9 protein-coding genes are annotated in these 12,540 nt (G+C 71.2%); 3 read left to right on the top strand and 6 right to left on the bottom strand.

Annotation, left to right across the window (positions count from 1 at the left end; all coding sequences use genetic code 11):
- Positions 1 to 84: 84 nt before the first annotated feature.
- The 5 genes from SSP29_RS14290 to SSP29_RS14270 all read right to left on the bottom strand — a co-directional run bounded on the left by SSP29_RS14290 (position 85) and on the right by SSP29_RS14270 (position 5,540).
- Positions 85 to 1,320: a branched-chain amino acid ABC transporter substrate-binding protein gene (locus SSP29_RS14290; RefSeq protein ID WP_089100999.1), complete on the bottom strand. Its 1,236-nt coding sequence runs from the start codon at positions 1,318 to 1,320 to the stop codon at positions 85 to 87.
- Between the two features lie 305 nt (positions 1,321 to 1,625).
- Entirely contained in the window at positions 1,626 to 2,168 is a 543-nt protein-coding gene (locus SSP29_RS14285; protein WP_245883124.1) for a Tat pathway signal sequence domain protein, read from the bottom strand.
- Between the two features lie 56 nt (positions 2,169 to 2,224).
- The gene (locus SSP29_RS14280) at positions 2,225 to 2,611 is read right to left on the bottom strand and encodes a hypothetical protein (RefSeq protein ID WP_150134146.1); all 387 of its coding nucleotides are present in this window, start codon (positions 2,609 to 2,611) and stop codon (positions 2,225 to 2,227) included.
- Positions 2,612 to 2,669: 58 nt separating this feature from the next.
- On the bottom strand, positions 2,670 to 3,155 hold the full coding sequence (locus SSP29_RS14275; protein WP_089100996.1) for a PaaI family thioesterase: 486 nt from the start codon (positions 3,153 to 3,155) through the stop codon (positions 2,670 to 2,672).
- Positions 3,156 to 3,245: 90 nt separating this feature from the next.
- Complete coding sequence (locus tag SSP29_RS14270) at positions 3,246 to 5,540, bottom strand: FdhF/YdeP family oxidoreductase (RefSeq protein WP_089100995.1); 2,295 nt, start codon at positions 5,538 to 5,540, stop codon at positions 3,246 to 3,248.
- Between the two features lie 365 nt (positions 5,541 to 5,905).
- On the opposite strand from SSP29_RS14270, the gene polA reads away from it, so the two are divergent.
- The gene (gene polA / locus SSP29_RS14265; protein ID WP_089100994.1) at positions 5,906 to 8,632 is read left to right on the top strand and encodes a DNA polymerase I; all 2,727 of its coding nucleotides are present in this window, start codon (positions 5,906 to 5,908) and stop codon (positions 8,630 to 8,632) included.
- A 603-nt stretch (positions 8,633 to 9,235) separates the two neighbouring features.
- Positions 9,236 to 9,613: a hypothetical protein gene (locus SSP29_RS52505; RefSeq protein WP_145968892.1), complete on the top strand. Its 378-nt coding sequence runs from the start codon at positions 9,236 to 9,238 to the stop codon at positions 9,611 to 9,613.
- Here SSP29_RS52505 and SSP29_RS14250 read toward each other — a convergent pair.
- On the bottom strand, positions 9,549 to 10,388 hold the full coding sequence (locus tag SSP29_RS14250) for a DUF4184 family protein (RefSeq protein WP_089100991.1): 840 nt from the start codon (positions 10,386 to 10,388) through the stop codon (positions 9,549 to 9,551). The two genes, SSP29_RS52505 and SSP29_RS14250, sit on opposite strands and share 65 nt — an antisense overlap.
- A gap of 313 nt (positions 10,389 to 10,701) precedes the next feature.
- Here SSP29_RS14250 and SSP29_RS14245 point away from each other — a divergent pair, with 313 nt between their 5' ends.
- On the top strand, positions 10,702 to 12,459 hold the full coding sequence (locus SSP29_RS14245) for a lytic transglycosylase domain-containing protein (RefSeq protein WP_089100990.1): 1,758 nt from the start codon (positions 10,702 to 10,704) through the stop codon (positions 12,457 to 12,459).
- Positions 12,460 to 12,540 lie beyond the last annotated feature (81 nt).

Below are 12,540 nucleotides of genomic sequence, written 5' to 3'. Positions count from 1 at the left end.
CGACGGATGAGGCCGGATGCGAGTCCGCGCGGGGCGCCAGTGGAACAGCGCCCCGCGCGGCTCGGTGATGCGTGCGGGTGTGGGTCAGCTGCTCGGCGTGTACGTGCCCGAGGTGGCTGCCTTCCAAGCCCCGCCGTCGACCTTGTAGACGGTGAGCTGCTTGTTGGTCGCGTCACCGTACTCGTCGAAGGAGACCTTGCCGGTCACACCGTCGAAGGAGACGTTCTGCACCGCGGCGGTGATCTTCGCGCGGGCGTCGGACGGCAGCTTGCCGCCGTTGTCGTCGACGACCTTCTTCACGGCCTCGATGATCGCCCAGGCGGAGTCGTAGGAGTAGCCGCCGTAGGCGCCGTACGCCTCCGAGTAGCCGCCCGCCTTGTAGTTGTCGACGAACTCCTTGGCGGAGGCGAGGGTCTCGACCGGCGCGCCGACCGAGGTGGCCATGTCACCGGCGGCCGCGGTGCCCGCCAGCTTGATGTAGTCGTCGGCGTAGATGCCGTCACCGCCGACCAGCGGGATCTTGGCGCCCGCGGCCTTGAGCTGCTTGCTCAGCGGACCGGCCTGCGGGTACTCGCCGCCGTAGTAGACCACGGTGGCGCCCGAGTTCTTCACCTTGGTGACGACCGCGGAGTAGTCCTTGGAGTCGGGGTTGATGTGCTCGGTGCCGACCACCTTGCCGCCGAGCTTCTTGAACTCGCCGGTGAAGGTGGCGGCGAGGCCGGCGCCGTAGGTCTTCTTGTCGTCGATGATGAAGGCCTTGGTCAGCTTCGCCGTGTTGTAGACGTACTGCGCGGCGTACGGGCCCTGGATGGCGTCCGTGGTCGCGGTACGGAAGTACGACTTGTACGGCCGCGACTTCGACGTCTGCCAGTTGTCGCCCTGGGTCAGCGCCGGGTTGGTGTTGGCCGGGGAGACCTCGACCAGCTTCGCGTCGTCGAACACCTTCTGCATCGACTGGGCGACCGAGGAGTTCAGCGGGCCGACCACGCCGTAGACACTGCTGTCGCTGACGAAGGCGGAGGCGTTGGCCTGGCCGGAGGAGGGCTGGGCCTGGTCGTCCTTGGCCTCGATCTTGAACGTGACGCCGGAGACGTACTTCTTCTTGTTGGCCTGCTTGACCGCCAGGTCCACCGAGTTCTTGATACCCAGGCCGAGCGCGGACAGGTCGCCGGTCAGAGGAGCGTCGACGCCGATGGTGACGGTGGTGCCACTGCCGGAGTCGGAGCCCTTGTCGCCGCTGTCTCGCGAACCGCAGGCCGTGAGGGTGAGTGCTCCCGCTGCCAGCGCGGCGGTGATGGCGATGAGCGAACGTTGACGCACGATCAGTCCTTTCCCCTGAACAACCGCATCCCCGTGGAAGCGGTCGAGTCACGCCCCCCGGTCGCGGAGAGAATCCGTCGGTGTCGTGACTGGCCGTGACTCTAGGCGGGTGGGGGGAATGTGGAGGAGGGTCTGACCCATGCTGTGACGCTCTTGTTATGACACGAGGTAATGCAGAGCGGTACACGGTGCGGAGAAGAGTGGAATTCAGGCCGATTCGCCCTGTCCGCATCGTGAGAACCCGCAGGACCGGCGGTCGTCGGATCAGGCGTCTCAGGCGTTTTGGTGATTACCCGGAATGGTTGCTAACTGTTGCTACAGGCGACTTTCAGGGCGTGTGAGAGGTGCTGTGCGTAGCGGGGGCCCAGGATGAAACTCTGCACCTGTATTGCGCGGGTATTACGCAGGGTTACGTCCAGGAAAGGAAGTCCGGCATCCTTCGGAACTGTTCTGCAATCGGTCACATGCATCGTGATCGTGATCTCGCGTGATGAGCCCGCTTCTGTCCGAAAGGGGGTGGGCGGCGACTCGGTCAGCGTGAGGCCCGCGTAGGGCTGGGTCACCCTGGGTACGGTGACCGGCGGCCCGTCCGTCACGGTCATCCGTACCGCGAAGCTGAAGCTGCGGGGCGGGGCGCCGGGGGGAGTTGCCCGGCCGTCCAGGAAGGCGAACGCCACCGTCTGTGCGGGGTAGGGGACTTCGGCGGGTGCCGGCGCCGGGGGATGCGGGCGGGTCGCGACGAGATAGCCGCCGCCCGCGACGAGGACGGCCGCGGCGGCGAGGGCCAGGGCCATGCGGCGGCGGGCGGGGTGCGGGGGAGGAGCGGCCGTCTCAAGGGCGTCCCGCACCTCCCGTGTCCGGGTGCCCTCGCCCGGTTCGACGGGGCCGATGCCGCTCGTTGCGCTCACCTCCAGGGGCCTCCCGTCGGCACGCCGTGGCGGTACCGCTCGGTGCAGGCGGCGTGTGACCGGCGGTCGATCAACCGGTCGGCGGCGGCGGCCCCCTGGCTGCGTTTCACGGCCCGCGCGGCGTCCACGACGTCCCGGAGGATCTCGTACTGTCCGTTCGACAGTCCCATCGACTGGTAGTCGCCGTAGGTGCCGCTGTCCAGGACCTCGCGCGACCAGTGCGCCACGATCGTGGCGCACAGCTCGGCGGCGGAGGTCGCCGACGGGGTCGCGGAGCTCGCCGCGGCGCGCTCGGCGCCGCCGGGGGCGCCGCAGCCCGTCAGCAGGGCCAGACCGATCCCCACTGCGCTCAGCCCCGGCAGGGCGCCTCCTCGCCGTCCCATGCACCGACGTTACGGGCGCGGACGGCGGGGGAGCAATGGGTGCGCCGCGGGGTGGCCCTCAGGCCTGGACCGCGGAGGCCGCCGTCGTGCCGTCCAGGTCCCGCAGCAGGCAGGTGAGTCGGGCCGTGCACACCCGCCGGCCCTCCTCGTCGCTGATCACGATCTCGTACGTCGCCGTCGAACGCCCCCGGTGGACGGGCGTGGCCACACCGGTGACCAGGCCGGAGCGGGCCCCGCGGTGATGCGTGCAGTTCAGGTCGACACCCACCGCGATCTTCGCACTGCCGCCGTGCAGCATCGAACCGACCGAGCCCAGGGTCTCCGCCAGCACCGCGCTGGCACCGCCGTGCAGCAGCCCGTACGGCTGGGTGTTGCCCTCCACCGGCATGGTGCCGACGACCCGCTCCGCGGAGGCCTCCACGATCTGCACGCCCATGCGGTTGCCGAGGTGGCCCGCCGAGAACAGGGCCCGCAGGTCGACACCGAGCGCGGCGTACTCGTCGATGACCTCCTGCGGGAACTTCACATGCTGCTGCTCGCCCATGGGCCGGCTCCGTTCGTCGTGCGGCTGTCTCTCCCGACTGAGCAAACGCTCAGTCGGCCGCCGATTCTTCCAGACGGACTGAGCGGGCGCTCAGACGGCGGCCCTCGGGTGCGGCACACCGGCCTCCAGACGGATCACCACGGACTTGCTGGCCGGGGTGTTGCTGGTGTCCGCGGTGGCGTCGAGCGGCACCAGCACATTGGTCTCCGGGTAGTACGCGGCCGCGCAGCCCCGGGCGGTCGGGTAGTGCACCACCCGGAAGCCCGGCGCCCGGCGCTCCACGTCGTCCTTCCACTCGCCGACCAGGTCCACGTACGCCCCGTCGGCGACGCCCAGCAGCCGGGCGTCCTCCGGGTTCACCAGGACCACCCGGCGCCCGTTCCTGATGCCCCGGTAGCGGTCGTCCAGGCCGTAGATCGTGGTGTTGTACTGGTCGTGCGAGCGCAGCGTCTGCAACAGCAGCCGGCCCTCGGGCAGTTCGGGGTACTCCACCGGGGCCGCCGTGAAGTTCGCCCTGCCGGTGGCCGTCGGGAACCGGCGCTCGTCGCGCGGGGCGTGCGGGAGCGCGAAGCCGCCCGGGTGCGCCACGCGCGCGTTGAAGTCGTCGAAGCCGGGGATCACGCGCGCGATGCGGTCGCGGACCGTCGCGTAGTCCTTCTCGAACTCCTGCCACGGCGTACGGCTGTTCTCGCTGAGCACCCGGCGGGCCAGCCGGCACACGATCGCCGGCTCCGACAGCAGGTGCGGGCTCGCGGGCTCCAGGCGGCCGCGTGAGGCGTGCACCATGCCCATGGAGTCCTCGACCGTGACGAACTGCTCGCCGCTGCCCTGGAGGTCGCGCTCGGTCCGGCCGAGCGTCGGCAGGATCAGCGCCCGCGCGCCGGTGACGACGTGCGAGCGGTTGAGCTTCGTCGACACGTGCACGGTCAGCCGCGCGCGCCGCATCGCCGCCTCGGTGACCTCCGTGTCGGGGGTGGCCCCGACGAAGTTGCCGCCCATCGCGAAGAAGACCTTCGCCTCGCCGTCGCGCAGCGCCTCGATGGCCCGCACGACGTCGAAGCCGTGCTCGCGCGGGGGCGCGAATCCGAACTCCTTCTCCAGGGCGTCCAGGAAGGCCGGGGCAGGACGCTCGAAGATGCCCATCGTGCGGTCGCCCTGCACGTTCGAGTGGCCGCGCACCGGACAGACGCCCGCGCCGGTCCGGCCGATGTTGCCGCGCAGCAGCAGGAAGTTGACGACCTCCCGGATGGTCGGCACCGAGTGCTTGTGCTGGGTGAGCCCCATGGCCCAGCAGACGATGGTGCGCTCCGAGGCGAGCACCATCCCGAGGGCCTTCTCGATCTCCTCGCGCGTGAGTCCGGTGGCGGTGAGTGTCTCGTGCCAGTCGGCGGCGCGGGCGGCCTGCGCGAACTCCTCGTACCCGTGCGTGTGTTCGCGTACGAACTCCTCGTCGACCGCGCCGTCCGTCTCGAGGACGAGCTTGTTGAGGAGCCGGAACAGGGCCTGGTCGCCGCCGATGCGGATCTGCAGGAACAGGTCGGTCAGCGCGGCGCCCTTGAGCATGCCCTGGGGGGTCTGCGGGTTCTTGAACCGCTCCAGGCCGGCTTCCGGGAGCGGATTGACGCTGATGATCCTCGCGCCGTTGGCCTTGGCCTTCTCCAGGGCGGAGAGCATCCGGGGATGGTTGGTCCCCGGATTCTGCCCGGCGACGATGATCAGATCCGCCTTGTACAGGTCCTCCAGCAGGACGCTGCCCTTGCCGATGCCGATCGTCTCGGTCAGCGCCGAGCCCGAGGACTCGTGGCACATGTTGGAGCAGTCCGGCAGGTTGTTGGTGCCCAGTTCGCGTGCGAACAGCTGGTACAGGAACGCGGCCTCGTTGCTGGTCCGCCCCGAGGTGTAGAAGACCGCCTCGTCGGGGGAGGAGAGGGCGGCGATCTCCTCGCCGATGATGTCGAAGGCGCGCTCCCAGCCGACCGGCTCGTAGTGCTCGGCGCCCTCGGCGAGATACATGGGGTGGGTGAGCCGCCCCTGCTGACCGAGCCAGTAACCGCTGCGGTGGTGCAGGTCGGCCACGGAGTGCTCCGCGAAGAACTCGGGCGTCACCCTGCGGAGGGTGGCCTCCTCGGCGACCGCCTTGGCGCCGTTCTCGCAGAACTCGGCCGCGTGCCGGTGATCGGGCTCCGGCCAGGCGCAGCCGGGGCAGTCGAAGCCGTCCTTCTGGTTGACGCGCAGCAGCGTCAGCGCGGTGCGCTTCACGCCCATCTGCTGCTGGGCGATGCGCAGCGTGTGCCCGATGGCGGGCAGCCCGGCGGCCGCGTGCTTCGGCTCCGCGACCTGCGGCGCGTCCTGGACCGGATCCTCCTTGGGCGGCTTCGTCGCCATCGCACGCTCTCCCTACTACACCGGCACCACTGCCCTGGACACCCGATACTCGCACGTGCCACCGACAACGATCGAGCACGGTCTGCCGAGCGAAACGGAACCTATGCTTGACGGGGCCGGCCCTCCCAGCCCTGCCCGCCCGGATCCGCGTACCCGCGTACCCGCCGAACGGCTCGCAGCTGCCGGTCCGCTGATCCCCGCTCGCCTGCTCCTCCCCGGCCTCCGCCGCTCCCGCGAGCTTTCCGGCGCGACGGCGATCGGCCGCAACGGCGATCGGTCACGGCGACGCCGCCCGGCGCCGCCGATGTCACCGCAACCCACACCGTCGGCCCTCACTGTCAGTGCGGCGTGGCAGGATCGGGGGCGTGGCAGAGACAGCAGCGAAGCAGACCGACAAGACCCCCGGCGGCCCCCGTCCCCGGCTGATGCTCATGGACGGGCACTCGCTGGCCTACCGCGCGTTCTTCGCGCTGCCCGCGGAGAACTTCACGACCGCGACGGGCCAGCCGACGAACGCGATCTACGGCTTCGCGTCGATGCTGGCCAACACCCTGCGTGACGAGGCGCCCACGCACTTCGCGGTGGCGTTCGACGTCTCCCGCAAGACCTGGCGCTCCGAGGAGTTCACCGAGTACAAGGCGAACCGCTCGAAGACCCCGGACGAGTTCAAGGGCCAGGTCGAGCTGATCGGCGAGCTGCTCGACGCCATGCACGCGCAGCGCTTCGCCGTCGCGGGCTTCGAGGCCGACGACATCATCGCCACCCTCGCCACCCAGGCCGAGGCCGCGGGCTTCGAGGTCCTGATCGTCACCGGCGACCGCGACTCCTTCCAGCTGGTCACCGAGCACACCACGGTCCTCTACCCGACGAAGGGCGTCTCCGAGCTGACCAGGTTCACCCCGGAGAAGGTTTTCGAGAAGTACGGCTTGACGCCCGCCCAGTACCCCGACTTCGCGGCCCTGCGCGGTGACCCGTCCGACAACCTCCCCGGCATTCCGGGCGTCGGCGAGAAGACAGCCGCGAAGTGGATCAACCAGTTCGGCTCCTTCGCCGAGTTGGTCGAGCGCGTCGACGAGGTGAAGGGCAAGGCCGGCCAGAACCTCCGCGACCACCTGGAGTCCGTCAAGCTGAACCGCCGGCTCACCGAGCTGGAGCGCGGCGTGGAGCTGCCGAAGACGGTCGCCGACCTGGAGCGCGCGCCGTACGACCGCAAGAGCGTCGCGATGATCCTGGACACCCTGGAGATCCGCAACCCGTCGCTGCGCGAGCGGCTCTACGCCGTCGACCCGGGCGCCGAGGAGGCCGAGTCCACGCCGGTCGCCGAGGCGGGCGTGGAAGTCGACGCCACGGTCCTGGGCACCGGCGAGCTGGCCGGCTGGCTCGCCGGGCACGGCACGGCGCCACTGGGCATCGCCACCGTCGACACCTGGGCGCTCGGCACCGGCTCGGTCGCCGAGGTCGCCCTCGCCACGGCCGTCGGCCCGGCCGCCTGGTTCGACCCCGCCGAGCTGGACGAGGCCGACGAGAACGCGTGGGCGGCCTGGCTGGCCGACGCCGCGCGGCCCAAGGTCTTCCACAACGCCAAGGGCGCCATGCGGGTCTTCGCCGAGCACGGCTGGACCATCGAGGGCGTCACCATGGACACCGCGCTCGCCGCCTACCTCGTCAAGCCCGGCCGCCGCTCCTTCGACCTGGACGCGCTGTCCATGGAGTACCTGCACCGCGAGCTGGCCCCCGCCGCCGCGGCCGACGGCCAGCTGGCGTTCGGCGCGGACGACGGCGCCGAGGCCGAGGCGCTGATGATCCAGGCCCGCGCGATCCTCGACCTCGGCGAGGCCTTCGGGGAGCGGCTCCAGGAGGTCGGCGCGGCGGATCTCCTGCGTGACATGGAACTGCCCACGTCGGTCCTGCTCGCCCGCATGGAGCGGCACGGCATCGCGGCCGACCGTGCGCATCTGGAAGCGATGGAGCAGATGTTCGCGGGCGCGGTGCAGCAGGCCGTGAAGGAGGCGCACGCGGCGGCCGGCCACGAGTTCAACCTGGGCTCGCCCAAGCAGCTCCAGGAGGTCCTCTTCGGCGAGCTGGCGCTCCCGAAGACCAAGAAGACCAAGACGGGTTACACCACCGACGCCGACGCGCTCGCCTGGCTCGCCGGCCAGACCGAGAGCGAACTGCCGGTGATCATGCTCCGGCACCGCGAGCAGGCCAAGCTGAGGGTCACGGTCGAGGGCCTGATCAAGACCGTCGCCGCCGACGGCCGTATCCACACCACCTTCAACCAGACCGTCGCCGCGACCGGCCGGCTCTCCTCCACCGACCCCAACCTCCAGAACATCCCGGTCCGTACCGACGAGGGCCGGGCGATCCGCCGGGGCTTCGTCGTGGGCGAGGGCTTCGAGTCGCTCATGACCGCGGACTACAGCCAGATCGAGCTGCGTGTGATGGCCCATCTCTCCGAGGACGAGGGCCTGATCGAGGCGTTCACCTCCGGGGAGGACCTGCACAACACGGTCGCCTCCCAGGTGTTCGACGTCGACCGGTCGGCCGTCGACGCGGAGATGCGCCGCAAGATCAAGGCGATGTCGTACGGCCTCGCGTACGGCCTGTCGGCCTTCGGCCTCTCCCAGCAGCTGAACATCGACGCGGGCGAGGCCCGGGCCCTGATGGACACGTACTTCGAGCGCTTCGGCGGGGTCCGCGACTACCTGCACCGGGTCGTCGACGAGGCCCGTGCCACCGGGTACACGGCGACACTCTTCGGCCGCCGCCGCTACCTCCCCGACCTCAACAGCGACAACCGCCAGCGCCGGGAGGCGGCCGAGCGGATGGCCCTCAACGCGCCCATCCAGGGCACGGCGGCGGACATCGTCAAGATCGCCATGCTGAGGGTGGACGGCGCACTCCGCGAGTCGGAGCTGAAGTCCCGCATGCTCCTCCAGGTCCACGACGAAATCGTCCTGGAGATCGCCCCCGGCGAGCGGGACCGGGTCGAATCCCTCCTCCGCGACCAGATGTCCGACGCGGTCCACCTCAGGGCCCCCCTGGACGTCTCGGTGGGCGTGGGCCCGGACTGGGAATCGGCAGCGCACTGACGCCTCCGGCGGGAGCCGACAGAACACGCGCGCCGAGCCGACCCACGAGGCCGACAGGGGGGCGCGTCTCAACAGAGGCCGACAGGGGGGCGTCTCAAACGGAGGTCGACAGGGGGCGCGGCTCAAGGAGACCGGCGGAGGGTGCCGCTGCCCGATTTTCGGTGGCGGCGCTCCCACCCTCCCTCCCGCCTTCCCTCCCTCCCGCCGTCCCTCTCGCCTTCCCTCCCTCCCGCCTTCCCTCCCGCCCTCCCTTCTCTCCTGCCCTCCCTTCTCTCCTGCCTCTCCCCATGCGCCGCCCCCCTTTCTCCGCCGCCCCCCTTTTCTCCGCCGCAACGGCGAGCAGCCACAGCGGCGCTGTCCGGCGGTGCCGAACCCACGGGATGCGCCCGGTTCGGCACCGCCGGAAGCCACCGTCGCGGCTGAGCACCGTCGCGGCGGAAAGAGAAGAGGGGGCGGCGGCGGAAGAAGACGAGGCGGCGGAGAAAGAAGACGAGGCGGCGGAGACAGGAGAGGGGCGGCGGGGAAAAGGGGGGGGCGACGCCTCGTCACTCGCGTGGACCCCGTCAGAACGCCCCGGCCCCCGCCACCGGCAAGGATGCGGCCATGGGTATACGTATGGTTCACCGCCGGACGCCCCAGAGCAGGCCCCCGGCCAAGGCCCGTTCCGCCTCCGCCTCCGCTCAGGTCACGGCGTCCCCGTCGGCCCCGGCCCAAGCGGCCAGCGCCAGCTCCGCCCGCATCCCCACCGACCTCGCGGTCACCGTGCGCCGGACGGCCACCCGCCTCCGGCGCAGGCTGCGCGCCCGCCCCGACCTGCGCCAGTGGCTCGACCTCTCCCGCAGATACCTCGCGCTGCTCTTCACCGCGTTCCCCGGCCCCCGCCGCCCCCGGACCATGACCGTGTTCGTGGCGAGCCTCACCGAACGGCCGACGGACTCGGCCGCACGCCGTCGGCCACCGGAGCCGGACGCCACACCCTGACCGCCACGGCATACCCCAGCACCCCGAGCAACAGCCCCGCGCCCGCTCCGAAGAGCACCGTGGGGAGCAGCTCCCAGGGCTTCGCCGTAGCCCCCCAGTAGTCCCACCACCGCACCGCCCGCCGCACCGCCGCGAGCAGGGCACAGCCGACGATCGCGGCGCCGGCCCAGCAACGGTCCCGTACCGACAGCAGCGGCACGCCCACCGGCTCCGCCGTCGGCGCCCGCCGTACCGCGCGGACCGCGAACACGGCGAGCACGGCCGCGCCCACCGCCGAACTGCCGTACTGGAGCAGGGTGTACAGCGGAATGCCCGCGAGGTTGTGGCCGATGGCCGGGATCAGTCGTGTCCCCCAGCGGTTGTGGTGCGTGAACGCGTCCCAGACGACGTGCGTGAGCCCGCCGAGCACGGCCGAGACGTACCACCACGCGGCCACCGAGCGCCCCGCACGCGCGCGTGGCGCCCCGCAGCGCAGCAGCGCGGCCACCCGACCCTGCCGGGCCCGGGGCGCGAGGGCCACCACCGGTTCCCGGACCAGCAGCCACAGCGCCACCAGCGCCCAGGCGAACAGCACGTCGACGGTGAGGACACCGGCGAAGGAGTGCGTGAACCCGCCGAACTCCATCGCGTCCGGCACCGCGCTCGCCGCGTAGTAGGTGAGGTCGGGCGCGAAGGACCCCGCGACGAGCACCGCCGGGACCAGCCGCCCGCGCCCGGTCCCGTCGCCCCGCACGGCGGGCAGCACGGCGGCGGCATGGCTGAGAGTGAACGGCACCCGGGCCCCCTGGAAGAGTCGTCGGCCGGAGCGCCGAACAAGTGATCGCGTACGGCAAGTATCCGCGACACCACCATCGTTCAACGGGGAATGGCCAACTGGTGAAAATCGGGCACCGCCGGGTGTCCGTGGAAAGGAAGTTGTCGTAGGGTCGCCTGGGTCGCCGCCCCGGCGTGCACGGCCGGATGCGCTACCTCACCACGCGAAAGAGGTAACAGGGGGCAACCACAGCACCGGGTCGACCGTCACACCAGAGGCGAGCGGACAGACGGAGACGGGCGCTCAGAAGGCGTCCAGGGGAGGGGTTCACCTTATGGCGGCGCAATTCGGCAGTCGGCTGCGCAAGGGAGCGGCGACGACCGCCGCGGCCGCGTTGGCGGTAGCGGCTCTGTCCGCTTCCCAGGCTCCGGGCGCCACCACCGGAGACACGGGCAGACAGGCCAACGCCGGCGCCAGCACCTCCGCGCCCGACGGCGCCGGGGCGGCCGACGGCGCCACCGGCAACTCGCCGTACTACACGGACCTGCCGCCGCTCAACAGCCCGAACCCCAGCGCGAGCCCCACGGCCCCCTCGTCGAGCATCGGCACCGCCGTCAGCCGGGGCGCGGCCGAGGCCGGCATACCCGCCACCGTCCTCGACGCCTACAAGAAGGCCGAGGCGGAGCTGCGCGCTTCCAAGCCCGGCTGCAACCTGCCCTGGCAGCTGCTCGCGGCCATCGGCAAGGTCGAGTCCGGCCAGGCCCGCGGCGGCGATGTCGACGCCGAGGGCAACACCCTGCACCGGATTCTCGGCCCCGAGCTCGACGGCAACGGCTTCGCGCTCATCCAGGACACCGACGGCGGCAAGTACGACGGCAACAGCCAGTACGACCAGGCCGTCGGCCCCATGCAGTTCATCCCCTCGACCTGGGCATGGGCGGGCCGCGACGGCAACGGCGACGGCGTCAAGGACCCCAACAACGTCTACGACGCGGCGCTCGCCGCCGGCCACTACCTGTGCCGCTACGGCTGGGACCTGTCCGTCCAGGCCGACATGAACAGCGCGATCCTCAGCTACAACAACTCGCAGGCCTACCTCAACCTGGTCATGTCCTGGTACGAGTTCTACCGCAAGGGCACCCACTCGGTCCCGAACGGCACGGGAACCCTGCCCTCGCACCGCAGCGACGGCTCGACCGGCTCCGGTTCCGGCGATGGTTCCGACGGCTCCACGACGAAGCCGACCAAGACCACGCCCAAGCCCGACGAGCCCACGCCGAGCCCCCCGAGCACGCCCACCCTGCCGCCCACGGCCACCGACACCGTGGACCACCTGGAGGCCGCGGGCACCGCCACGCTCACGGCGATGGCCGGCGGCGCGTTCGACAAGCAGATCAGCACGCGCGCGGAGACAAAGGCCGGCCGGATCGTCGCCAAGATCCGGGTCCGCTTCACCATCGTCGGGGACACGGACGCGACCTTCGCCGGCGGCGAGACCGTCGCCACGGTCGTCACCGACAGCAAGGGCGTCGCCGTCGCCCCGGCGCTCCAGGCGGGCGAGAAGACCGGCGACTTCACGGTCCACGCCAGTGTGGTCGGCCGCACGGTCAAGGGCGTCGACTACGACGCGACCGTCACCGCGCGCGCCGCCGACACCCTCGCGCTCGCCAACACCACCGCGCCGACCTGCACCCCGGGCGGCGAGTTCACCGACCAGGTGCAGGTGAAGGCCACCTACCAGGGCGCCGCCGCCGGCAAGGTCGCCGCCACCGCCACCCTCGTCAAGTCGGCGGACGACACCGGTGAGAACGACAAGGGCCCGTACTTCAAGGATGCGAACGGCAACGCCGTGCGCACCCTCGCGGACCTCCAGACGGACGCGAACGGCCTGCTCACGCTGCCCAAGCTGTACGCGGACGACACCACCGGCACATTCCTGCTCCGCATCACCACCACCGGCGGCGCCACGCTCACCGTCGAGCTGACGGTCGCGGCGGCCGACCCCTCGTCGAGCCCGTCGCCCAGCGCCTCGCCGAGCGCGTCCGCTTCCGCCACGGCCTCCGCCTCGCCGAGCGCTTCCGCCACCTCCTGATCCACCGTCGTACGACGCCCAGGGCGCCCTCCCGCCGACGCGGGACGGCGCCCTCGTCGTCGTACGACCTGTTCTCATCTC

The organism is Streptomyces hyaluromycini, assembly GCF_002217755.1.
GTDB classification, from domain to species: domain Bacteria; phylum Actinomycetota; class Actinomycetes; order Streptomycetales; family Streptomycetaceae; genus Streptomyces; species Streptomyces hyaluromycini.
The sequence above is the reverse complement of the archived record's forward strand: the minus strand, read 5'-3'. Positions and strand labels throughout refer to the sequence as shown.

Excerpts from the sequence above, each read along its gene's own strand:
- SSP29_RS14245 (WP_089100990.1), top strand. The coding sequence starts at position 10,702 with ATGGCGGCGCAATTCGGCAGTCGGCTGCGCAAGGGAGCGGCGACGACC.
- SSP29_RS14280 (WP_150134146.1), bottom strand. The coding sequence starts at position 2,611 with ATGGGACGGCGAGGAGGCGCCCTGCCGGGGCTGAGCGCAGTGGGGATC.
- SSP29_RS14275 (WP_089100996.1), bottom strand. The coding sequence starts at position 3,155 with ATGGGCGAGCAGCAGCATGTGAAGTTCCCGCAGGAGGTCATCGACGAG.
- SSP29_RS14270 (WP_089100995.1), bottom strand. The coding sequence starts at position 5,540 with ATGGCGACGAAGCCGCCCAAGGAGGATCCGGTCCAGGACGCGCCGCAG.
- SSP29_RS52505 (WP_145968892.1), top strand. The coding sequence starts at position 9,236 with ATGGGTATACGTATGGTTCACCGCCGGACGCCCCAGAGCAGGCCCCCG.